25 protein-coding genes are annotated in these 23,110 nt (G+C 49.3%); 14 read left to right on the top strand and 11 right to left on the bottom strand.

Annotation, left to right across the window (positions count from 1 at the left end; translation table 11 throughout):
- Window positions 1-136: 136 nt before the first annotated feature.
- The gene (locus tag E1919_RS21725) at window positions 137-481 is read left to right on the top strand and encodes an SH3 domain-containing protein (RefSeq protein ID WP_237144746.1); all 345 of its coding nucleotides are present in this window, start codon (window positions 137-139) and stop codon (window positions 479-481) included.
- Between the two features lie 91 nt (window positions 482-572).
- On the opposite strand, the gene E1919_RS21720 is transcribed toward E1919_RS21725, so the two are convergent.
- Window positions 573-956 carry a T9SS type A sorting domain-containing protein gene (locus E1919_RS21720; protein WP_237144744.1) on the bottom strand — a complete coding sequence of 128 codons (384 nt, stop codon included), beginning with the start codon at window positions 954-956 and terminating at the stop codon, window positions 573-575.
- Window positions 957-1,122: 166 nt separating this feature from the next.
- On the opposite strand from E1919_RS21720, the gene E1919_RS21715 reads away from it, so the two are divergent.
- From E1919_RS21715 to E1919_RS21700, 4 genes are all read left to right on the top strand, one after another.
- Window positions 1,123-2,238 carry an NAD(P)/FAD-dependent oxidoreductase gene (locus E1919_RS21715; RefSeq protein ID WP_162055519.1) on the top strand — a complete coding sequence of 372 codons (1,116 nt, stop codon included), beginning with the start codon at window positions 1,123-1,125 and terminating at the stop codon, window positions 2,236-2,238.
- Between the two features lie 183 nt (window positions 2,239-2,421).
- Entirely contained in the window at window positions 2,422-3,549 is a 1,128-nt protein-coding gene (locus E1919_RS21710) for a type III polyketide synthase (protein ID WP_162055518.1), read from the top strand.
- Window positions 3,524-4,231: a methyltransferase domain-containing protein gene (locus tag E1919_RS21705; RefSeq protein WP_317168257.1), complete on the top strand. Its 708-nt coding sequence runs from the start codon at window positions 3,524-3,526 to the stop codon at window positions 4,229-4,231. Before E1919_RS21710 ends, E1919_RS21705 begins: the two co-directional genes overlap by 26 nt.
- A 47-nt stretch (window positions 4,232-4,278) precedes the next feature.
- Entirely contained in the window at window positions 4,279-4,461 is a 183-nt protein-coding gene (locus E1919_RS21700; RefSeq protein ID WP_162055517.1) for a hypothetical protein, read from the top strand.
- Window positions 4,462-4,708: 247 nt separating this feature from the next.
- Here E1919_RS21700 and E1919_RS21695 read toward each other — a convergent pair whose 3' ends face one another.
- Window positions 4,709-5,611: a histone deacetylase family protein gene (locus E1919_RS21695; protein ID WP_162055516.1), complete on the bottom strand. Its 903-nt coding sequence runs from the start codon at window positions 5,609-5,611 to the stop codon at window positions 4,709-4,711.
- A 644-nt stretch (window positions 5,612-6,255) separates the two neighbouring features.
- Here E1919_RS21695 and E1919_RS21690 point away from each other — a divergent pair.
- The 3 genes from E1919_RS21690 to E1919_RS21680 all read left to right on the top strand — a co-directional run bounded on the left by E1919_RS21690 (window position 6,256) and on the right by E1919_RS21680 (window position 8,448).
- Window positions 6,256-6,885 carry a porin family protein gene (locus E1919_RS21690; RefSeq protein ID WP_162055515.1) on the top strand — a complete coding sequence of 210 codons (630 nt, stop codon included), beginning with the start codon at window positions 6,256-6,258 and terminating at the stop codon, window positions 6,883-6,885.
- A gap of 164 nt (window positions 6,886-7,049) precedes the next feature.
- On the top strand, window positions 7,050-7,778 hold the full coding sequence (locus tag E1919_RS21685) for a YceI family protein (protein ID WP_162055514.1): 729 nt from the start codon (window positions 7,050-7,052) through the stop codon (window positions 7,776-7,778).
- 121 nt (window positions 7,779-7,899) lie between these two features.
- Window positions 7,900-8,448, top strand: a complete 549-nt coding sequence (locus tag E1919_RS21680) for a DUF6992 family protein (RefSeq protein WP_162055513.1) — start codon at window positions 7,900-7,902, stop codon at window positions 8,446-8,448.
- Between the two features lie 78 nt (window positions 8,449-8,526).
- Here E1919_RS21680 and E1919_RS21675 read toward each other — a convergent pair whose 3' ends face one another.
- Window positions 8,527-9,087, bottom strand: coding sequence for a type 1 glutamine amidotransferase domain-containing protein (locus tag E1919_RS21675; RefSeq protein WP_162055512.1), 561 nt, complete (start codon window positions 9,085-9,087; stop codon window positions 8,527-8,529).
- 146 nt (window positions 9,088-9,233) lie between these two features.
- Between E1919_RS21675 and E1919_RS21670 the strand changes: the two genes are divergently transcribed.
- Window positions 9,234-9,734: a TlpA disulfide reductase family protein gene (locus E1919_RS21670; protein ID WP_162055511.1), complete on the top strand. Its 501-nt coding sequence runs from the start codon at window positions 9,234-9,236 to the stop codon at window positions 9,732-9,734.
- A gap of 11 nt (window positions 9,735-9,745) precedes the next feature.
- Entirely contained in the window at window positions 9,746-10,378 is a 633-nt protein-coding gene (locus E1919_RS21665; protein ID WP_162055510.1) for a thioredoxin family protein, read from the top strand.
- 98 nt (window positions 10,379-10,476) lie between these two features.
- Here the strand turns inward: E1919_RS21665 and E1919_RS21660 are convergent, their stop codons facing one another.
- On the bottom strand, window positions 10,477-10,908 hold the full coding sequence (locus E1919_RS21660) for a hypothetical protein (RefSeq protein ID WP_162055509.1): 432 nt from the start codon (window positions 10,906-10,908) through the stop codon (window positions 10,477-10,479).
- A 291-nt stretch (window positions 10,909-11,199) separates the two neighbouring features.
- Here E1919_RS21660 and E1919_RS21655 point away from each other — a divergent pair, with 291 nt between their 5' ends.
- The 4 genes from E1919_RS21655 to E1919_RS21640 all read left to right on the top strand — a co-directional run bounded on the left by E1919_RS21655 (window position 11,200) and on the right by E1919_RS21640 (window position 13,809).
- Window positions 11,200-11,823: a C40 family peptidase gene (locus tag E1919_RS21655; RefSeq protein ID WP_162055508.1), complete on the top strand. Its 624-nt coding sequence runs from the start codon at window positions 11,200-11,202 to the stop codon at window positions 11,821-11,823.
- Window positions 11,824-12,041: 218 nt separating this feature from the next.
- Window positions 12,042-12,602, top strand: a complete 561-nt coding sequence (locus E1919_RS21650) for a YkvA family protein (protein ID WP_162055507.1) — start codon at window positions 12,042-12,044, stop codon at window positions 12,600-12,602.
- 16 nt (window positions 12,603-12,618) lie between these two features.
- Window positions 12,619-12,810, top strand: coding sequence for a hypothetical protein (locus E1919_RS21645; protein ID WP_162055506.1), 192 nt, complete (start codon window positions 12,619-12,621; stop codon window positions 12,808-12,810).
- A gap of 294 nt (window positions 12,811-13,104) precedes the next feature.
- A complete protein-coding gene (locus tag E1919_RS21640) occupies window positions 13,105-13,809 on the top strand; it encodes a M48 family metallopeptidase (RefSeq protein WP_237144742.1) in 705 nt (234 codons plus the stop codon).
- A gap of 330 nt (window positions 13,810-14,139) precedes the next feature.
- Here the strand turns inward: E1919_RS21640 and E1919_RS21635 are convergent, their stop codons facing one another.
- From E1919_RS21635 to E1919_RS21605, 7 genes are all read right to left on the bottom strand, one after another.
- Window positions 14,140-14,394 carry an acyl carrier protein gene (locus E1919_RS21635; protein WP_162055504.1) on the bottom strand — a complete coding sequence of 85 codons (255 nt, stop codon included), beginning with the start codon at window positions 14,392-14,394 and terminating at the stop codon, window positions 14,140-14,142.
- 11 nt (window positions 14,395-14,405) lie between these two features.
- Window positions 14,406-17,828 (bottom strand): efflux RND transporter permease subunit, encoded by a 3,423-nt coding sequence (locus E1919_RS21630; protein ID WP_162055503.1) that lies wholly within the window; start codon window positions 17,826-17,828, stop codon window positions 14,406-14,408.
- An 18-nt stretch (window positions 17,829-17,846) separates the two neighbouring features.
- Window positions 17,847-18,998, bottom strand: coding sequence for an efflux RND transporter periplasmic adaptor subunit (locus E1919_RS21625; protein ID WP_162055502.1), 1,152 nt, complete (start codon window positions 18,996-18,998; stop codon window positions 17,847-17,849).
- A gap of 32 nt (window positions 18,999-19,030) precedes the next feature.
- Window positions 19,031-20,401: a TolC family protein gene (locus tag E1919_RS21620; protein ID WP_162055501.1), complete on the bottom strand. Its 1,371-nt coding sequence runs from the start codon at window positions 20,399-20,401 to the stop codon at window positions 19,031-19,033.
- 24 nt (window positions 20,402-20,425) lie between these two features.
- Window positions 20,426-21,058: a TetR/AcrR family transcriptional regulator gene (locus E1919_RS21615; protein ID WP_162055500.1), complete on the bottom strand. Its 633-nt coding sequence runs from the start codon at window positions 21,056-21,058 to the stop codon at window positions 20,426-20,428.
- Window positions 21,059-21,338: 280 nt separating this feature from the next.
- The gene (locus E1919_RS21610; protein WP_162055499.1) at window positions 21,339-22,082 is read right to left on the bottom strand and encodes a LytR/AlgR family response regulator transcription factor; all 744 of its coding nucleotides are present in this window, start codon (window positions 22,080-22,082) and stop codon (window positions 21,339-21,341) included.
- Window positions 22,079-23,104 (bottom strand): sensor histidine kinase, encoded by a 1,026-nt coding sequence (locus E1919_RS21605; RefSeq protein ID WP_162055498.1) that lies wholly within the window; start codon window positions 23,102-23,104, stop codon window positions 22,079-22,081. Before E1919_RS21605 ends, E1919_RS21610 begins: the two co-directional genes overlap by 4 nt.
- Between the last annotated feature and the right edge of the window lie 6 nt (window positions 23,105-23,110).

The following is a 23,110-nucleotide window of genomic DNA, read 5'->3' as shown; positions in this document are numbered from 1 at the left end:
CATGCAAATCAGAAACCTCCCACACCTGTCTCATACCGAGGCATAATAAAAGAACATGCTGCCATTAAAAAATAACGCGCTTAAAGAAACATTATCTCCTGAGATGCATATATAACAGGTTGTATACCTTCTCCCGATGAAATTAACTTTGCCGTTTATCTTTTTAGCCACTGTGCTTCTCGCCTGCAACGACAGTAACCGCCATGACCCGCAGGGTGGTGCTGAGGCTACAATTGCCAGTGAAGCAGGAGCGCCTGCACCTCTTCCCAGGGATGTCATATACGCCTCCAGTCCCCTTATCAGCGGAAATCTCTATGCCCGGCCTAGTTTCGGAGGCACCATTATCGCACACTTTGACACCTCACAGCGCCTGCACATTATTGATACCACAGACAATGTTTTCGTAAAGGTCCGTATGCAGCAGGATACATCCACACACACAGGATATATCTCTAAAATAATACTCCCGCAACAGAAGTAAATAGCATACCTACTCATTTGTGCCTCTATGGCAACAAAAAAGCAGCCCCCTTTACAGAGACTGCCGCCCAAAATTTAGGAACATACAAAGATTACTTCACCACTACCCGCCGCACTGTGCTATAGTTATCCGCTTCTATCTTTACATAATAAAGCCCTTTGGAAAAGCTGCTTAGATCCACTGTTCTTTTAAACTGGACATCATCGCTGGTCAACGTTTCGCGCAGGATTTCGTTACCGATAACGTTCATAATGCGGAGCTCCACCTTGCGGGTGTCGAGGTTGCTTAATTCTACAGTAAAAACACCGGTACTTGGGTTTGGATAAATAGCAACGTCCTCATTGCCCGATGCTAAATTAAGTGGGTTCTCTTTCTCTGCCTGCTGCGCTGCCTGCACCTGAGCAGGAGTGCGAACCTGGGCCTGCACCATAAGTACGGACATGCAAGTGAAGAGAGAAAGTATAAGTTGCTTCATATAGGTTATATTTTAAATCTTTATTCAATATTATCAAAAGTTGTTCCACTTATTTAGAACGGCAGGCACAATAATTTGTTCTTGTATTATACACCAAATAAACATGCTGTTCACTAAATTTTGACTTTTATTTTAGGATTAAACCCATACATGTAAATTAGGCACTTTGGAGGAGGATGTAATTATTATTGGCGGAGGCCTGGCCGGACTGGTTAGCGCGCTGAATTTGGCAAAGGCCGGACTGCAGGTAACACTCGTTGAGAAAAAGGCCTATCCCTTTCACAGGGTTTGCGGTGAGTATGTCTCCAACGAGGTGCTACCTTACCTGCGCATGCTGGGTGTGCAGCTCAGCTCCTTAAACCCTGCCCGCATCAGCCGCTTTATGCTCTCCTCCCCCACTGGCAAAACGCTAGAGGCAAAGCTGGACTTAGGCGGGTTTGGCCTTAGCCGGTTTACGTTCGACAATTACCTTTACCAACTGGCACAAGAGCAGGGGGCAACGTTCAGGCTGCATCAAACGGTGCAGGAGGTTACTTTTGCTGACGATGCTTTTACTGTCGCGCTCTCTAATGGCGAAAGTCTGCGCGCAAAGGTGGTACTGGGAGCATACGGCAAGCGAGCAAACCTCGACCGCCAGTTGAACCGCTCTTTCTTCCGGAAACACTCCCCCTACATCGGAATAAAATACCACCTCCGCTACGATTTCCCTAAAGACCTGATTGCGCTGCACAACTTCAGGAATGGCTATGCCGGCATCTCGGCCATAGAAGATAACCGCTACTGCTTCTGCTACCTGACTACCCGCCAGAACCTGAAGCAGCACGGCAGCATTCCTGCCATGGAACAGACCGTTCTTTACCGTAACCCGCACCTGCACCGGATTTTTGAAGAAGCAGAGTTTCTGTATGAGCAACCGGAGGTCATCAACGAAATCTCCTTTGCCACCAAAACCTGCATCGAAAACCACATGCTCATGTGCGGCGACGCGGCAGGCATGATTACGCCACTCTGCGGCAACGGCATGGCCATGGCCATCCATTCCGGCAAAATAGCGACAGAGCAGGTGCTGCATTTTTTCAACAATGGCCACGACAGGAAACAACTGGAGGAAGGCTACAGCCACTCCTGGAAAAAGAGGTTCGCCAATCGCCTGACGGTGGGGCGCACCGTACAGCAGCTTTTCGGAAGCCCTGTGTTATCAGAAGTGGCAGTGGGCATGCTAAAGCATTTGCCTCCTGCCATTAGGCTTGTCATGCGCCAGACACACGGGCAACCTTTTTAACACTGCCTTTTCTTCTATTTACATCTTATCTGCAGGCGCTTGCGTAGTTAAGAGCGTTACTCGTAATGCGTATAGCATAGTTGGGATTCCGGCAGATGCTATAACTATCCCTCGAGTTTTCTGTTCAGTAGTAGCCAATCTCATGGCGCAGCTAACGATTAACAGTAAACGAACGAAAAATACATGAAGAGCTACATATGCGCCATTGGTACCGCTAACCCACCCAACAAAATACCGCAGATGCAAATTGCGGATTTCATGGCGACAGCGCTGCAGTTTGATGAGCAAAACACGCGAAAACTGAAGGCTCTTTACCGTGTGTCGGGCATTGGGCAGCGCTATAGTGTGCTGGAAGATTACACTCGCCAAAATGGAGACTTTACCTTTTACCCCAACACCCCAACGCTGGAGCCATTCCCGACGGTGCAGCAACGCATGGATGAATACCGCAAGTATGCCGTTGACTTGTCAGAAGAGGCTATCCGCAACTGCCTGAGCCATACTTCAGCGGCATCTCTACCAGAAATTACCCATCTCATCACGGTCAGCTGCACCGGCATGTATGCGCCGGGCCTGGATATTGAACTGGTAGAGCGATTGAAGCTGTCGCCCTGCGTGCAGCGTACCGCCGTGAATTTTATGGGTTGCTACGCCGCCTTCAACGCCATTAAACTGGCAGACGCTATCTGCAAAGCCGACCCAAAGGCCAGAGTTATTCTGGTCTGCACGGAGATATGCACAATACATTTTCAAAAACACGCTGAGCAGGACCACCTGGTATCTAACGCTTTGTTCGGGGATGGCGCCGCAGCCGTACTCATGCAGGGCCAGCCGAACGGAGAGGTTAGCCTGGAGTTACAATCCTTCCACTGCGACATAGCTCCGGCGGGTAAAAGTGATATGGCCTGGCACATCGGCGACACGGGTTTTGAGATGACCCTCTCCTCCTATGTGCCCGACCTCATCAAGAAGGGAATAAAGGAGCTAACAGACCGACTGCTGCAAGGCCTGAAAACAAAAGCATCAGAAATAAAGCTGTTTGCCATTCACCCGGGTGGCAGGCGGATACTGGAGGTAATTGAGCAGGAACTGGGTATGACGCGCGACGAGAATCGTTTTGCTTACCAGGTGTTGCGCGATTTTGGCAATATGTCGTCGGCCACCGTGCTGTTTGTGCTGAAGGCCCTGATGGATACCCTGACGACGGAAGAGCAGGACGAGCCGGTGCTGAGTTTCGCCTTCGGGCCGGGCCTTACCCTGGAGTCCATGTTACTGAAAGTACACTATGCGGATGCTAAAACAGCGGTCTAACGAACAGGAACTGATGGATGACCTGACGCTGTCCAGTGAGGATTTGCGCAGGAACCTGGATGAACTGGAGGTAATCAACCATTGGCTGGGAGGCCACAAAGTAGTGCTGGACGCGCTGGGCAAACTCGCGGCAAAACATAAAAGCCAGCCGCTGCGGATTGCAGACATTGGCTGCGGCGGTGGCGATACCCTGAAGAACATAGCCCGCTGGGCCAGGCGCAAAAACATACTCGTAGAACTTATCGGGATAGATGCGAACAACTTTATGGTGCAGTACGCCCGCCAACGCTGCGCAGAGTTTCAAGAGATTCGGGTAGAGCAGCACGATGTTTTCTCAGAAACATTCGCACAGCAACCGTATGATATCATTGTCTGCAGCCTCTTCTGCCATCACTTTACCAATACACAACTGGTGCAGATGTTCCGGCAGCTTTACCAGCAGGCACAGTTAGGCGTTATCATCAACGACCTGCACCGGCACTGGCTGGCTTACTACTCTATCAAGTATATTACAACCGCCTTCTCCCGGTCTTACCTCGTAAAGAACGACGCACCGCTTTCGGTATGGCGGGCGTTTAAGCGTGACGAACTACAACAACTGGTAGAGCAGGCAGGTGTACGAACTTATAAACTGCGTTGGATGTGGGCCTTCAGGTGGCAGCTCCTTTTGCAAAAGAGCTAAACCCTTTCTCCTGCAGGAGCACCCACTCATACTGAAATTTGTAACTTATGGATAAGAAAACCCTATACTTCTGGTTACTCTTCGTAGCCGCCATTATTATATCCGGGGTCATCATCTCTATTTTTGTAAAGGCACTGAAGGTGGTGCTGATGGTTATACTGACCCTTGCTCTTGCTCCCGTTATCTTCTTCATCCTAAAAAGGCTTCTGATGCCGGGGGGGCAAAGATAAAACTGATAAGCTGAAGAAAAGAGACTGAGATTAGACAAAGGACTCTTTGACAAAAGAAAAAAGACAATAAGCTCTCATTCTTCCGGACTTCCCAGTTCGGCAGCTAGCTGAAGGGGAGTTCCTAATCCCCGTTCTCAGGACCGCCAGTACGGGGATTAGAAAATCCCCTTCATGTTTTGTTCTGGATTAAGAAATCCAGAACAGCGCTATAGCAAGGCCCTTAACACATCTTGCGGAAACCCTGCATCTAAAAAAAGATATGCTGCGCCAGCCTGAAGGTGTTGGCGTGCGCCTCTACAATATGAGCAATCTGCTTTGAATAGCCGCCACCCATGCTTACCGTTACCGGCAGGTGGTGCCGGTAGCACAGCTCCAGCACCGTACGGTCGCGCTCCTTACAGCCTGCAATGCTCATCCCCAATTTGCCCAACTTATCCGTCGCCAGCACATCCACCCCCGACTGAAAAAAGACGAACTCCGGCTGCTCCTCATCCAGCAGGCGCGGCAAATGATGTTGTAATAGCTGCAGATACGTTTTATCGTCTGTGCCTTCCTCCAGCGGAACATCCAGGTCTGACTGCTCTTTATGGAACGGATAGTTATGGCCACAGTGCATGCTGAAGGTAAAAACGCGCGGCTCATGCTGGAAAATCTGTGCCGTTCCGTTTCCCTGGTGCACATCCAAGTCCACTACCAGAATCTTTTTAAAGCCCTTGTACCTGAGCAGGTAGTTCGCGGCAATGGCAATATCGTTGAGCAGGCAAAAGCCCTCGCCCCGGTCGGTAAAGGCGTGGTGGGTGCCCCCAGCAATGTTCATCCCAATGCCAAACTCCAGCGCAAACAGGGTTGCCTGCAGCGTGCCGTTCATAATCACCACCTCCCGCTGTATCAGTTCCTCCGACAGCGGAAAACCTGTTTTACGTATCTCTGATGGGCTAAGCTGCAGGTTACTGAGCCGCTTCCAGTAGGCGGCATCATGCGTATCGAGCACATACTGCTCCGGCAGTGGCTCTGGTGCAAAGAGGTTGCTTTCAGTTATAGTCCCCTCATATAGCAATTGCTCCGGCAGCAGGTCATACTTGGCCATCGGGAAGCGATGGCCCTCCGGTAAACTATGGGCGAAGATTTCTGTCCAGGCAATTTTTAACATAACACAAAGGAAACAATAATACCACACCACATGTTCACCGCTTCCCTTGTCATTCCCGGAAAGCGTGCTAAAGAAAGGTATCGCGAAACAGTCCAATAACTAAGGGCTTTAGCAGTGCAAAACGGGCGGTGGATAAGTGTGCATATTCTTCAAAAAGCAACCAGTTATACCCATTTTTGATGTGGATAATTGTGGATAACTTTGTTGATAGGCTATAGTTGTCCACCATTTGATGTTAGCTTAATGTAAAATCTGGTGTCCAATCTTTACAATTTCATATTATTGGCAGTAAAGTTAAATATTTAGCGAAGCATAAGAACCTTTACGGGAAGAGCTGCATCAGAAATTTAGCATTATTAGAATTATCCTATCACAAATAAAGACAAGCTACTGATGTACAATCACTTTCATAATTCTGAACCTCCCCTACACCTTACTATATATATACATTTTATAATATACCGGCAGTGCGCAGCATCGAGGCATACCATTGATTTTAATCGGAGGCATATGCGCTGTAGCAGTGCAACATTATACTCCCAAACAACAGTATAAAAGACCTCAGGAGGCTAACTCCTAAGGCTGCATAACGCAGACAACGTTTACGAAAATGCATTAACACAGCACTATTAACACAGCATACTATGAGAAAAATACTTTTACTTCCAATGTTCTTATTTTTCAGCTTTACCGGCTTTGCCCAGATAGAGGGCCCTACCACCGTACAGCAAAACCACAACCTGCTCAGCGGGCTCGATGCGCCCAATGAGGGTGTTGGTATAAAAGGAGGTGTAAACTTCTCCCGCGTGCATGGCAGCGACAAAGACAACCTCGGCGATGTAAGCGGCCATACCAATTTTCATGCAGGGGTGTTTGCTCAATTTGCCCTCACTGAGTTCTTCTCCATACAGCCTGAGGTGCTCTACTCCCGCACAGGCTATGAGCGCAATGACTCCACTTTCCGCTTTAACTATTTTGATGTTCCGGTACTGGCCGTGTTCAACATCTCCGACAACTTCAGTGTGCACCTGGGCCCACAGGTGGGACTCATGATAGCGTCAAAGGAAGACGGCAGCGAAATTGATCTCGGGCCTTATAACACCTTCAGCTATGGTGCTGCAGCCGGACTTGAAGGCCGTATCAACCGCTTTAGACTGGGTGCGCGTTACGTGCATGGCCTCGCAGACCTGCGCAAAGAGGACGATGCAGGCAATAGCATTGACCAGGACATCAAGAATGGTGTGATTCAGGTTTACATCGGCATCGGCTTCTAATTTTATTCCGGTAGAAGTAAACTGACTTCAGGAGCCAGGTCAAAAGCATGGCTCCTGTCTTTTTGGGGCTAGCAGAAAACAGTCCTATATCGTTTTCTTCTTCTGCAGCGTATTTTACAGATAGGCTAACTTTTATAGCTGCTGTTTCACTATTCACAAAGACTATGGCCAAACTTCACCTACCCCCACTCTACCTGCTTTTAACGGGGGTTTTGCTGCTCGCTATTTCCGCCTGCGATACAACTATCAAAACAGATGAGGCCGTTATTTCAGAGGCCGTGGAGAAGAAAAGCAATACAAGGCCGGCAAATATATTTGTGGTTGATACTGCCAAAAGTGAGGTAACCTGGATAGGAGCTAAAATGACAGGGCGCCACAATGGTATATTCCGGATACAAAATGGAGAACTGCACATGCAGGAGGGGCTCCTGGTTGGTGGCGACATTGTGATGGACGTGGCTAACAGCCGCTCCGAAGATAAGACAATAGACGAGGCGAGTAATAAAAAGCTGACGACACACCTGCGTTCCGCCGACTTTTTTGACGTGAAGAAACATCCAACGGCAGCATTTGAAGTAACAAGTGTTTCCCGTATCGACAGCACCCGGGAAAAAAAAGAGGCACCAGATTCCAAAATCACCTACAGCGAACTGCGCATTAAAGACCCCACACACCACATAACCGGTAACCTGACCATCAAAGGAGAGACAAAAAGTGTTACCTTTCCTGCCCGGGTAACGCTGGATAGTTTACTTCGCGCGAAAGCCAACTTCAATATAGACCGCACCGAATGGGGACTGGTCTACCGCTCGGATAAATCGTTGGGAGACAAAACTATTTACCCGGAAGTTAATATCGGGATTGACCTTGTTGCGAAGCCTGTAAAAAACTAAGCGCTACCGCCTTACACTTAAAAACCTGATAAGACCTATACCGGGCACTAATATAGCCGGAAATCCGCTGTATGCTAAGCGCCGGTTTTATGCGTTCCTACTCAAACACATGAAGTATAGTATGAGAAAATTATGGTGCCTGCTACCGCTGCTACTCATAGGCTTTACCGCCAATGCCCAGTCTGACACCCTTCAGGCTTTTAATCAGCAGCAGGCAGATACACTAAAAACGGGGATGTTAATTTTGGGTGGCTGGGCTATCCTCAACATACTGGTAGGAGGTTTTAAACTAACTAAGGCTACACGCAGCAGAAAGTTTTTTTTCCAGATGAACCTGTACTGGAACATCGTGAACCTGATTATTGCCGGCGCAGCGCTCTATCACATTATCTCCGGCGACCCGGCGACACAACCGCTGCTGGAAAGCCTGAAGCAGCATATTTGGTACAAAAAGGTTCTGTACCTGAATGTGGGCCTTGATGTAGCCTATCTAGCGATGGGTGCTTACCTGCAGGAGCGGTCCCGCAACTCGCCTAAAACAGAGCAAATGCAGGGCTGGGGACAGGCCGTAGTGCTGCAGGGGCTCTTCCTGTTCCTACTAGACCTGGTACTGGTCGTGCTACTGGAGTTTTCCGCCGACAGGCTGTTCAGCCTCATCCCACAAACCTAAGCCACAAGCTCAGACATCAGACGTAAAAAAGCCGCAGCCGGAAAATCCGGCTGCGGCTTTTTACTTTTCAGGTAATTATTATGAGCGGTCGTGCTTGCCTTCAGCAAACTCCTCAATCATCTTTTTGTTGAATGCCGGAATATCATCCGGGTTACGGCTGGTTACCAGTCCCTGGTCTACCACTACTTCCTGATCTACCCACTCCGCTCCTGCATTTTTAAGGTCAGTTTTCAGGGTATGGTAGCTGGTCATTTTCTTGCCTTTTAATTTACCTGTTTCAATCAGCGTCCAGGGGGCATGGCAGATGGCTGCCACCGGCTTGCCTGATTCCATAAACTTGTTCACAAAGCTTACTGCCTCTTTGTTGGCACGCAGGTTGTCAGGGTTCATCACACCACCTGGCAGCAGCAGGCCATTGTAGTCTTCGGCCTTCACATCACTCAGCTTTTTATCAACAGTAAATTTGTCGCCCCACTCGGTATGGTTCCAGGCTTTAATCTCGCTGTTTTTGTTTGGCGAGATGATGTGTGCTTCGGCACCTTCGTCTTTAAGTGCCTGCAGTGGCTTTGTAAGTTCCACTTGCTCAAATCCTTCTTCTACTAAAATTGCTATCTTTTTTCCTTCTAATTTATTCGCCATTATTAAATTCGTTTTCGTGTTATATAAATAGTTCGCGTTAAAGCATGTGTATAAAATGTAAACATGCTCTTATTAGTAACGACGGAGCAGACAAATTGTTAATGCAGGCAGATACAACACACAGCCAAATTTAACGTTCTATTGCCATGACGAAAACCATTTATAAATGCTTCGCTGCTGCCTTTGCCTTCATGCTGTTTACTGTAACATCTGCCGCTGCCCAGGACGTGAAGGTGGTAAAGTTCGATGAACTGCAACAGCTGCGCCAATCGCCGGGTGACACCCTGTATGTGGTGAACTTCTGGGCCACCTGGTGCAAGCCCTGCATCAAAGAACTGCCTTATTTCGAAGCGGCCAGCGCGGCCTACAAAGACCAGCCGGTGAAAGTAGTTTTAGTGAGTATGGATGCAGCCGAAGACCTGGAGAAACGCGTAAAACCATTCGTGCAAAAGCGTGACTTAAAGGCAAATTTGTTGCTGCTGGATGAGGCAGACGGAAACACCTGGATAGATAAATTGGAGCCGAAATGGTCTGGTGCCATACCGGCCACTTTCCTGTTTAATAACAAGCGCGGGCATTATGAATTTGTAGAGCGCGAAATGACACAGGAAGAGCTTCAGGGACTGATTGAAAAGTATAAACCATAATTCATATTCCTATGAAAAATTTAAAACTTCCTTTCGTGTACATGGTATGCCTGCTGTTTGCAGGGCTGTTGCTATCGGCTGTGCCTGCCGCCGATAACGGCTACCAGGTGGGTGATACTGCCCGCGATTTTAAACTGAAGAATGTGGATGGCAGCATGCACTCCATGGCTGATTACAAAGATGCCAAAGGCTTCATCGTCACCTTTACGTGCAACACCTGCCCTTACGCCATTGCCTACGAAGATCGCCTAATTGAGCTGCATCAGAAGTATGCCCCCAAAGGATACCCTGTTGTTGCCATTAATCCGAACGATGCGAAAGTTTCTCCGGATGACTCTTATGAGCAGATGCAGCAGCGTGCCAAAGAGAAAAACTTTCCGTTCGCTTACCTGCACGACGAAACGCAGGAGATTACAAAAGCCTACGGCGCCACCCGCACACCACACCTTTACATTGTGCAGAAGCAAGCGGATGGCAGCATGAAAGTAGCCTACATCGGCACGATAGACGACAATTCCCGGGACGCCAGCAAAGTGCAGAAAAAGTATGCCGAAGCCGCTTTAGATGAACTGGTGGAAAATAAGCAGGTAAGCCAGCCCAACACCAAAGCCATCGGCTGCACCATCAAGTGGCGCGCAGCTTAAGCAAAGCTTCGACATTTGGACAAAGGACTTCTGGACATAGGACGTTCGGACAAAAGAGAAGAGACTCCCAGAGGTCTTTCTCTTTTGTCCTTTGTCTTTCATCTATCAGTCCTTCGTCCTTTGTCCAGAAGTCCTTTGTCCAAATGTTTTTCGTCAGAGCTCCGCTTTGTATCTGCAGGCAGAGGCACATCTTTGGGCTCAATAGCACTGGCGGCACGCAAAGCAGGGCTCATGTGCCGCCGGTGTTTCATGCCCTCCAGGCGGGCCTCCACTTCATACTTGTTGTTATAGTATCCTACCCGCATCGACTCGAGCAGGTACAGCCACAGAAACCGCAGGTAGCCATGCTCCCGGAACTGCCGGATATGACATAGTTCGTGCGCCACCCAACCCTCATCCTGCAGGAAGACGTCGCGGGACACACCGCTCAGGTGTATGCTTTTCCCGAGCACCATGGCCACATTTTTACTTTTGAGCACGATGCGTGCAATCCTGGCGAAAGGAGAACGTTCTACAACATTAAAGTCCATTGGTCAAATGCTTAAGATTGTACACTTGCTTATACGCAGGCAAGACTTAAATTATACTTTGCAGGCAAACACACAGCAACAATCAGCAGAAGCATCACATTTACAGACACATAACTAAATTTTTATTTTGGTGCTTTGAGCAGTAGTACTTACATTTGCCAGCTATAAAAGGTGCAATAGCATCTGATACAGTGCAGGTTGGCCTAAATTAAACTGTTTTACTCCGCCAGTCTGTTCGCCAAAAGGTGAAACTGTTTAGCCGCTCCGGTGGCTGCAAACGAGCCAAACCCTATGACAAAACCTATTATCCTGAGCGTTCTGGCGGCTTTTTCGCTGGCACTCTCTTACTTCTACGAAATCACTCCGGCCAGCCCGGCCACAGCAGAAGCAGCCTCCGTCGCACCTCTTATAACTCCTTATGCAATAAATTCCGGGGAAGACATGGTGCGGGTCCTTGAGATAAATGTGCTGGAAGAACTGAAGGAAAAAGAAGTCGTTACAGAAGAATACTACATTAAAAAGCTAGGCCTCCGCTTTAAAAATCCCGACTATAAGCTATTAGTAGAAACAGCCTCTAAATGGATCGGCACCCCCTACCGCTACGGCAGCAGTTCCCGTAAAGGAACCGACTGCTCTGGCTTCGTCTCCAGTGTTTACAGCGAAGTATACAATATCGACCTCAGCCGCAGTTCCCGCTCCATGTTTCAGGACGTGAAGCGTGTTAAGAAAGACAATCTGCGCACCGGCGACCTTGTCTTTTTCCGCCGCAGCGCGAAAGGACCTATCTTCCATGTAGGCATCTACCTTAAAAATAACAAGTTTATACACTCTGCCAGCAGTGGTGGCGTTATGGTCAGCTCTCTTCAGGAGTCATACTATCGCAACTATTTTTATGCAGCTGGTCGTGTAAATTAAATTCCGCGCCAGGCGCACAAAGCTATCAGCGCCCTGCAGCTTTTTGCTGCAGGGCCTTTTTATTTCATAACTAAACAAATTTAGAGAGAGCAAGTATAGAAAGGTTATTGTATGTTTAAGCAAATTGCACTCAAATACAGGCGTGGCAGGTGCATACGGCCCCGGCCACAGTTAAAACATGCAGCACAAACACAGAAATTCTAAGCACATACACAATTATGGAGAATCAGAGACCGGAAGGTAAAAAAATAGCACAAAGCCCCTTCTTCAAAAAGATGCTTGAAAAAGCAGAAGCTTACCTGGAGCACCCGTCCAAAGTAGCGCAACTCGTATCAGACGCTTTAAAGAAAGCATCTGCCAACAAGGGAGTCAGTGCTTTGGCAGGGGAAGTGTGGGAAAATCTACAACTGCTGACGCGCATGATAAAGGCGGCCATGGCAGGTGAATACAAAGGCATTCCGTCCTCTACAGTGGTTGCCGGCATTGCTGTTCTTATTTATTTCATTTCGCCAATTGACCTTATCCCGGATATGATTCCGGTGATTGGTTTATTAGACGATGCCACGCTGCTAGCCTGGTTCATCGCCAGTATCAAAACAGAGCTGGACAAGTATAAAGAATGGGAAGCAAGCAGACCTGTAAAAGTAGAGCCTGCAGCGCCCATAGCGCCGCAACGTGCTGATGAGCCGCACAATGCAGATACATCCTGGGGCACGCCTAAGTACAGCGACAGAACAGGCGGCGATGTTGAGACACAAGCAACCCGAACAGACATTTAAATAAACCGATACAACTATGGAAACAAACGACAAAGAGCAGGAGCAAAACAAGCCCGACAGCAATCATTCGTCGCAGGGGCACAAGACTGACGCAAAGGGCACTGTTACTAATACACGGGAATCAACTTTGCGCTCTGCCACGACAGATAGCACCCGTGCACCTAAAAAAAGTACCGACGAAGGTCCTACTGGTGGCAATGTGAGATAGCATTATATAATTATTCAATTACGGCGGCGGCAGGTTTTAATCGAACCTGCCGCCGCTTTTTTGTACTTCTTAATTGCACCCTTACCCTCATCAGACAGGCTATGATATACTTACAGAATATCAAGCGTATTTAGATATAGCACAATACAAATACATTAATTTAATTAAAAAGATACAAATCATTTACTCTCAGACTTTTTTTAAGGAAATTATTCTATATATTTGGTCGTAAGATTTTGTACTTTAACTCTTAGCCTAGTGTCATCATCATTCCTTCGTCTTAGTTCAGTAAATTTGCACATTGATGGAATCGGGAAAGTCCTGTTTGAACGGAGCGACAAAGCGAAACGCCTGAGCATTAGTGTGCGCCCCCTGAAGGGAGTACGGGTTGCCGTGCCGCCGCACATCAGTTTCGAGAAAGCGGAGCAGCTTATCTACACCAAAGCCGACTGGATTAAGGAGCACCAGTCCCGCATGCAGCAACAGGAGGAAAAGGTAACGGTATATACACAGGACTCTGATTTCAGAACAAGGTTTCACGCTCTGCGCCTGCTCACCCACGCCCGCTACGACATGCGCTGTGTAGTAGAGCAAGACTACGTTAACGTGTTTTACCCAGCCTTCAAGGATGTACGCGACCCGGATGTGCAGAAATTTATCCGCAAGTCGATTGAAGAGGCTTACCGCAAAGAAGCGAAACAATACCTGCCACAGCGGGTGGCTTATTTTGCTGAAAAGTTCGGGTTTCAGTACCAGAGCGTTTTCATAAAGAACGCAAAATCAAGGTGGGGCAGTTGCTCGCACAACAACAACATTAACCTGAACCTGCACCTGATGCGCCTCCCCGATGCACTCTGCGATTACGTGATTCTGCACGAGTTGGCGCACACGGTAGAGAAAAACCACGGTCCGCATTTCTGGGCACTGCTGGACCGTGTTTGTGGTGACTCCAAAAAACTAGACAACAAGTTAAAAGCCTACCGTATCTCCATTTTCTAAACAATACCTTATCGATTAAACTCTACTAAACCCCTCCCAGGCAAGCAGCTTCTGCTACCTGAGCACCATATAAGCAAGGCATTACAGGTAATAAGACAATAACTTTATATGTCTTTTGGCGGCTGATGCACCGGTAACTGCATTTAAACTGTTTCTATTCTTTCAGGAGAAAGTATGGGCCAGCGTATTTCTGCTATCCTGAAAACAACCGCTCCACAAGCTATGTCTGTGGCACAAAATACTTACGCTCCCAATACACGAGAGCAATAAAAAAGCGGGGAACGTTAATTCCCCGCTTTCTCTTATACATCAAAAAAGTGCTTCCGCTGTTTAGCTGGCCTGCCGCATGGCATGCGCCGACACATAATCAACAAAATCGCCTACTGTGTTAATGGGCACCTCATCTGGTATCACAATATGGAAGTTCTTCTCCACCTCCAGGATAATGTCCACCAGGTCTACTGTGTCAAATCCAAAGTCCTGAGACAAGCGCTTGTCTACCTGCAAGCGTTCAGGTTTTATTTTTTTTGTCTTGCTAATGATACGGAATACCTCCTTCTCAATAGCGCTGTTTGTTACTAACATAGCAAAGTTGGTTAAACTGTATATTCTCTAACTCTTCCATTCACTGGCACTCCATCTTCTGCCTGTTTTAGAGCACCGGCAGCTGCTCTTTTATTTTTACCTACTATTTTGTCTTTCAGTCGCTCGTTGAGCAGGTACATGACCGGCACCACCAGCAAGGTGACCAGCGTCGCGAATCCAAGGCCAAAGATGATAGTCCAAGCCAATGGGCCCCAGAAAGCAACACTGTCGCCACCCAGGAAAAAGCCTGCTTCAAACTCTGTGAACAGGGTATAAAAGTTGAGGTTCAGGCCAATTGCCAGCGGAATCAGGCCCAGTATGGTGGCCGTGGCCGTGAGCAACACCGGGTTCAGGCGCGTTTTACCCGCTTCTACAATTGCCTCTTTCAACTCCTTGCCCTCGTCCAGCAGGATATCTGTGAATTCCACAATAAGGATGCCGTTTTTCACCACAATACCTGCCAGCGCTACGATACCCACACCCGTCATCACAACAGACATGTCCATACCGAAAATTGTAAAGCCTAACAACACGCCGATGATACTGAAAAGCACCTCCGACAGAATGATAAACGGCTTCGACACCGAGTTAAACTGCGTCACCAGAATCAGGAAGATGATACAGAAGGCGGCTACCAGCGCAAGCATCAGGAACTCCATGGTCTCCTGCTGCTCCTCCTGCTGCCCCCCCATACCGATTTCATAGCCTTCCGGCGCTTCAAAATCCTGCAGCGACTCTTCTATCTGCTGCACCACCTCGTTGGCATTGTACCCGGCCAGCACGTTAGACTCCAGCGTTACCACACGCTTCAGGTCCTTGCGCTTCACGCCTCCGTACGTGGTCGTATAATCTATCGTAGCCACCGACGACAATGGAATCTGGCGGATTAAGCCTGAGTTCATGTCACGGTACGTGATGCGCATGTCCATCAGCGCATCAATGTTATCACGGTATGGCGCTGCATAACGAACCTGAATCGGATACTCCTCCTCGTCCAGTTTGAACTTAGATGCCTCTGTTCCGAAAATGGCTGTACGCACCTCCTGCCCAATCTGCGCCGTAGAGATACCCTCCCGGTTTGCCCGCTCACGGTTGATGTTAATCACAATCTCCGGCTTGCTGTCTTCCAGGTCGGAGCGCAACTCCTCTATACCTTCAATGTTCTGCTGATCGATGTACTGCTCCACCTGCTTCGACAGGGCAATCAGGCCCTGGAAATCCTCTCCGGCTATTTCCACCGAAACAGGCTTGCCCACCGGCGGGCCGCTTTGCTCTTTGTCCACGGTAATATCTGCTCCGGGTATACCTTTTACAGATTCCCGTATTCCGGTCAGGTATTCGCTGGTCGATTGCTCGCCCTCACGGTCTTTATACTCTACAAAGGCAACGGTAACCTTCCCCTTATGAGATTGCGGTGTAGTAGAGCGATCATTCACGTCTCCGGCACCGATGGCTACATTGGAGATAACGGATTCTACATCCGGATTATTCTCTCCGATCACGTTGTAAATGCGCCGCTCCACCACCTTCGTCACGGAGTCCGTCACGGCCTGGTCCGTACCAATCGGCATGTTGATGTAGGTATAAACAAAGTTAGGCTGGCCCTGCGGGAAAAACTCCACCTTAGGCGGAAACAGGTAAGCTACTCCAAAAGAAACTAGCAGCAAGGCTATTGTACCGGCAAGAACACCAATCGGGCGCCAGCCCACCAGCATCCAGCGCAGCAGCCTTTCGTAGCCGGACATAAAGCGCGGTAGCACACGGTTCTGGAATTTATCGATCAGCCCTGTGAGCACATACCTGTTCAGCAGCACGAGGAACACGACAAGCAGGGCCAGGTTAGCTACACCGTACCAACCTGTCAGGTAACCTATTACTGTAATGGCAAAGCCTATTCCCATCAGAATCCAGAAAGTTCTGCTAGCGCGTGGTGATGCCGGGTGCTCGCTGTGCTTTTTCATAAAAGAAGCCGCAAACACCGGGTTGATAATAAAGGCCACCAACAGCGATGACACCAGCGTTACAATTAAAGTAATCGGCAGGAACTGCATGAACTTACCTACCACGCCCGGCCAGAAAAGCAGCGGAAAGAACGGCGCGATGGTGGTAAGAGTACCAGCCAACACAGGCACGAACACCTCTCCTGCAGCTACCTTCGCCGCTTTTACAATGCTTAAGTTGGAGGTTTGGTAAATACGGTGCGTGTTCTCGATAACCACAATCGCATCGTCTACCACAATACCCAGGGCCAGCAGGAAAGCAAACAGCACAATCATGTTCAGCGAGATACCGAAGAAGTAGAAGGTGAGGAATGCCACGAACATAGAGATTGGCACCGACAGACCGACAAAGAGCGCGTTGGTAGTACCCATAAAGAACATCAGCACCAGCGTTACCAGCACAAACCCAATGATAATGGTGTTTATCAGGTCATTCAGCGTATGGCGCGTCATTTTTGACTGGTCACCGGTAACGGTGATGACCAGGTCGTCAGGCAGGGAAGCACCCTCCATCTCATCAATCGTTTCGCGGATCTTGTTTGAGGCCTCAATCAGGTTCTCGCCGCTGCGCTTGATCACGTTCAAGGTGATAACCGGCTGGTTGCCCAGGCGCGCATAACTCTCCTGCTCCTCAAAACCTTCTCTCACCTCTGCAATATCCCCGAGTCTAATGTTGGCTCCGGCCACAGACCTGAGCACAATGTCACCTATCCTGTTCGGATCTGTATACTGGCCTACCACGCGCACTGAGCGCTTGGCTTCGCCAACCGTTACGTTACCGCCTGAGATGGTCATGTTCTCTCTTGCGATGGCGTTCGAGATATCCGTGAACGTTACCTGCGCAGCCTGCATTTTGTATAGGTCCACGTTTACCTGCACCTCCTTATCCAGTGCACCCACCATGTCTACACGCGTAATCTCCGGAAAGCCCTCAAAGCGGTCCTGCAAGTCCTCGGCATACTGCTTCAACTGGTCCAGGCTGTAGTTACCTGCCACGTTCACATACATAATCGGAATCTCGGAGAAGTTCACCTCCTGCACGTTTGGCTCCTGGTCCAGGTCAGTCGGCAGATCGGTACGGGCTTTGTCCACGGCGTCTTTCACCTGCTGCTTTGCCACCGGCACATCCACATCCGTTTCAAACTCCACCGTAATAATAGAGAAGTCCTGCAGGGAATTAGAAGTCACTGCTTTTACCCCGTTTATTGCCTTTATCTCTTTCTCGATGGGGCGTGTTACCAAGTTCTCCATATCGGAAGGGGAGGTACCCGGGTATACTGTCGCCACCATCACAGTCGGTATCACAACGTCAGGGAAATTCTCTTTTTGCAGGTTAATGTAAGAGAATATACCTACCAGCGTAATGATGATGGTAACAATATAGACACTGGTTCTATTATCGATGGACCAACTGGTTGGTTTGAACTGTTTCATAGTTTTTACTTTAAAGTCTTATTTCCGGGTCAGGCTGTTTTCTGTAAACACAACCGGCTGCCCTTCGTTTACATTCTGGTAACCTGCCGTAATCACTCTGTCGTTAGCAGAAAGGCCACTCAGCACCTCCACGTTTCCGCCATAGTTCATACCCGTCGTAATTTCTTTGCGCGTGGCTACGTATTGGTCGCCTTCCTGCTGGGCCACGTACACATATTCGGCCCTTTCGTCTCTCTGCACCAGGTTTACCGGCAGCACAATCGTGTCTTCATTCTTATAATCCTGGATGCGCACCACGGCCACCATGTTCGGGCGCAGCGTAATGTCCTGCGTGCTTTTCGGACGTAGCTCCACTGTAAAGGTGCGGCTGGTCGGGTTAATAAACTGGCTCACCACATCTACCATCGTCTCTACCTCCTTCTCCAGGTCCGGGAAGTAAACGACCGCCTGATCACCTTTATTAATTTTGGCCTGGTAGGCCTCTGACACCTCTGCCACTATTTTACTACCCTGCAGGTTCACCACCCGGATAATGCCTATGCCTGGCGCTACAGCTTCTCCGGCATTTGGTATTACCTCATCCACTACCCCACTTACCGGGGCTTTTATGTTGAACTGGTCGCGCTGCTGTTGCAGTGTTGCCAGGCTGCGCTCTAAGGCTTCCTTGTTGTTTTTGGCCGTGAGGTACTGCATTTCTGTGCCGATCTGCTGGTCCCAAAGGTTCTTCTGCTTCTCATAAGCTATATCGGCCAGCTCCTTGCGCGTTCTTACCTCTGCTATGTTCTGTTCCAGCACCTGCGCATCAATCGTAGCCATCGTCTGCCCTTTCGACACACGGTCGCCGGTCTGTACCCGCACGCTTGTCAGCACGCCCGGCACTTTTGCGCTCACCAGCACATTCTGGTCAAAATCAACTCTGCCCTGCACCTCCAGGTAGTGGCGGAAAGTATCCTGCTCCAGCGAAGAAACCGATACCGGCACTGTTTTCTTCTGTGCTGCCACGGTTGTACCCTCTGTTCTAAGTTCGGCCTCCAGTGCCGCAATCTGTTCCTGCAGGGTTGCCTCCTGGGCTTTCAGTTCCTTCAGTTGCGCCTCTTTATCGTTGCCACTGTTGCATGCCGCCAGGCCAAGCGCAAGGGCCATGGCATATATTCCTATGATTCGTTTCATGTTCTTTTTAAGCAAGTGATTTTTCAGTTGTTTTATTTTGTAAACAAGGTGCCTGTGGCTCTGTCCAAGTTTACTTTTGCAATTAGGGCATCATACATGGCGGCATAATAATTTGTCTGCGCCTCCCGCAGGTCCGTTTCAGCATTCACTACCTCCAGGTTGGTGCCTACTCCTTCCTGGAACTTGATTTTGGCCACGCGGGCAATCTCCTCCGCCAAGGCCATGTTCTCCCGCTGCGACTCCAGCACATCCAGCGAATTGGTGAGTTCTACAGAAGCCTGCTCCAGTTCCAGGTCAATGCTCTGTGCGAGTGTCTGGAAGCCCAGCTTCGTGTTCTCCAGCGCTATTTTGCCTTGCTGAATCTGGTAGTGCTTGCGCAGGCCATCGAAGATGGGCAGCTGTAATTGCCCTCCTACATAGCCAAACTCCAGCCAGTTGCGGGTTTTGGTAATATTGCTGAACTCGTTGCTGGCAGTTATGTACCCGTAGCGGGCATTCAGGTACAGCTTTGGCAGGTAGCCTGATTTACGGTTGCGCAGATCCAGCTCTGCCAGGTCGCGCTGTGTTTCCAGTATAGAATATTCAATGCGGTTGGTGTAGTCAAAGTTTTGCGGCCTGACCTTGCTCACATCCACCTCCACTTCCGCCAATTCGTCTGTCAGCAGGATAACTTGCTTCTGGTCAATGCCCATCTGGAACTTCAACAGGTTTTCGCTGATGGCCATCAGGCGCTCTGTCTTCTGCTGCTCTACCTTCAGATTGTTCAGTTGTACCCGCAGGCGGTCCACATCCAGCTTCTCGGCCACTCCATTCTCAAACATAATCCTGGTCTGATATAGCAGTGTGTCGAGCCGCACCAGGTTCTGATTCAGTAATTCAAAGCGTTCGCGGTTTACCAGCACGCCATAGTAGGCTTTTGATACCTGCTCGGCCACGTCAATCTCACTCTGTATCGTGGTTTTGCGCGACAGCTCTGTATAGGTTTTCGCCGCTTTCAGGCCAATCAGGTAAGTACCATCAAATAGCAACTGGCTGCCTGTTACGGTTGCATTACCGGTGTAGGCAGGCGTAAAAGTCACGGGAACGAATGTACCCGGCTCAGGCGCGTTAGGGTTGTCAGGATCCTGGAAGAACTCTGCAGGCAGGAAGCTCTGCTGCTGAACAAAGTTATCTCCGACATCCAGGGAGCCGTTTATCTGTGGCAGGCCCATCGCCCGGATCTCTCCGACCTGGGCTTTTGCGATCCGCTGCTCATTTCGGGTAGCCTGCAGGCTTGGGCGGTTCTGCAGTGCATAGTTGATGCTTTGCTGCAGGCTAAAAGACGGTGGTGTTCCCTGCCCGCTGGCACAGAATGTTCCCCAAAACAACAGAAAGGTTGCCAGCAGGCTTATTTTGTTTTTCATGGTCTGTTTTGCTAGTAGGTAATGTTATTCTTCTTCAATGATGTGCTTGTACTGGTTGATTAACTTATGCCCTTTCAGGGTAGCTATTCCCAACATATAATGCTCCAGGCTATCCTTCTGCACTTTTGCTATGTTAAATTCATAAGGGGGGAAAAGCTTCGCATCAAACGGCATCTCGATCATCACCAGCCGCAGGCGCGCAATTGTTTCCACATCCAGATCCTGCCGGAACAACCCCTCTTGCATGCCACGATGAAGGTTCTCCTTTATCATCTCTAGTATAAAGTTTACCTTGTGCTGTTGCCATAAAACCCAGCTGTCGCGGTGATACTTCTGCAGGTCATGAAAAATGGAAGGATGTATACTGGTGAAGATTTTCTTCGTCATCTCCATAGCATGGAATAGTTCTTCAATCGCGTTGCCGGCGTTTTCAACATCCGATTGGCAGTCCTGCTGCACAAAGGAGAGAAAGTTGGCCAGCGCCTCATACACCACCTGGTCCTTGTTCTTAAACCATTTGTATAGCGTCTTCTTCGACATGGCCAGGTGCTGGGCAATGTCATCCATCGACACACTCTTAATGCCCCGCTGGCAGAACATACCAAAGGCGGCGTCTAAAATTTTACTTCTGATATCGGTGTTTTCTACTGTCTCCATATACTAAATCAGCGCAATACTATGGAAACGTTTTTAATACCCAAAGTTTCCTGCGTTAATTTTTCATTAACAACCCAATTCACAGAATGTTTATTTCCCCTTAAAACACAGCTATTTACTAAACAGAACAGGTGTGCCGGCTGCTTAGAAACAGAGGCAAAAAAAAGACTAGCGACCGATAACATCAGGCGAGCAGCCCAATTCTTTAGAGAAACCAAAGCCAATCTGACAGGTAGGTTGATTCAAAAAAATCAGAAGATTTACATAAAAAAAAATTTCGTCAGATGCCCAGCACTGTACGCAATTTACTGTAGCCGCTCCGGCTCAGGGGTACACGCACGCCGTTTTTCAGCAGCGCCACGTGGCTGTCTTTTTCCAGGGGTTCTATGCGGGTGAGTTGGGTGAGGGGAATGATGTATGAGCGGTGCACGCGCACGAACTGCTTCGTGTCCAGCACACGCTCATAGTAGTTCATGGTTTTCTTCTTCAGGAAGAGGCCGTCCGGCGTGTGTACTTTCACGTAATCGTCGTAGGCTTCTAAATACAGCACATCCTTCACTGGTATAATGCGGATGTCGTTGGCAGCTTTTACCACAATGCGCAGCTGCTCCTCCGGCTGCTTGGCAGGTACTTCGTTCAGGTCCGGAGCCTTGCTTTCGGCGGCGTTTATGCCTTTCTGTTCCTGCCACTTCTTCAGGGCAGCATCAAAGCGCTCCTGGCTGAAGGGCTTGAGCAGGTAATCGACGGCACTGGCCTCAAAGGCTTTCAGGGCATACTCATCAAAAGCCGTGGTAAAGATAACGCCTGGGGCCTGCTCTACCAGTTCCAGCATCTCGAACCCGTTGATTTTAGGCATCTGGATGTCCAGGAAAATCAGGTCGGGCTGGTGTTGCATGATGGCTTTCACGCCTGCAAAGCCGTCGCCACACTCCTGCACCACCTCTATACCTGCGTGGTGCTGCAGGTACTCTACTACAATGCTGCGTGCGAGCGGCTCATCATCTATTACTAAACATTTGATCATAGCTTTTGCGGAATTTTAATGCTGGTGATAAACTGGTTCTCCTGCTGCTGGGTCTGGAGCAGGTCGTGGCGGGCATAGAGCAGGTACAGGCGGCGCTGCACGGAACTCAGGCCGAAGCCGGTGCCCTGTGGTGGCCGTGCGGTGGCAGGGTCATAAGGGTTTTGTATCTGTAGTTGCAGGTGGTGGTCCTGGGCGGTGGCTTTTACTTGTATCACGGTGTCGCCGATGGTATCGTACAGGCCGAACTTGATGGCGTTCTCTACCACGGGCTGCAGTAAAAGGGCCGGCAGGCGCATGTCCATGGTTTCATTTTGTACTTCAATGGCCGTTTGCAGGCGGTGCCCGAAGCGCACTTTTTCAATTTCCAGGTACAGCTCCAGGTGCTTCAGCTCGTCGGCCAGGCTTACCTGTTGCTGGTTGTCTTTGCGCAGGGTGCCACGCATGAAGTCGGAGAGCTGTTGTATCATTGTACGCGCCTGCTCCGGCCTAGCCCCAATCAGGGCACTAATAGAATTGAGGCTGTTGAACAGGAAGTGTGGCTGTAGCTGCTGCCGCAGTGTGTGCAGCTCTGCCTCACGGGCCAGCTTTTCGGCAGTGGTTTTCCTCTCCTCGCCCTGCTGCCGCTCCCGGGTATAGAACCACATCCAGTTTAACAGCAGCATGAGCAGTATTATTAACCAACCGAATACTATCCGCACCGGCAGCGTGACCTCCACAAAGGCAAGGTAGCTAGCATCTCCATTGAAAGCCTTGCCTGCTATAAAGTTAAACAGCAGCATGCTTATACCCGCTAAACCCAAACTCCACCCCAGCAGGTAGGCGCCTTGTTTTACGCTTGGCTGGTAAAACTGCAGACCTGTACCCATGGCATACCCCCCACATACCAGCAGCGTGTTTGTGAGCAGGGCATCAGCAATAGCTGTGTTTATGGGCAACCCCACCGACCATAGCAGCGTTGTCTGCACCACAATCCAGAGCAAAGCCCAGCCCAGGTAAACCAATATAACGCGTAATGGATACATGTGCCA

It is taken from the genome of Pontibacter pamirensis, assembly GCF_010015475.1.
Lineage (GTDB): Bacteria > Bacteroidota > Bacteroidia > Cytophagales > Hymenobacteraceae > Pontibacter > Pontibacter pamirensis.
Note: the sequence above shows the minus strand (reverse complement) of the source record. Positions and strands in the feature narration are given on the sequence as shown.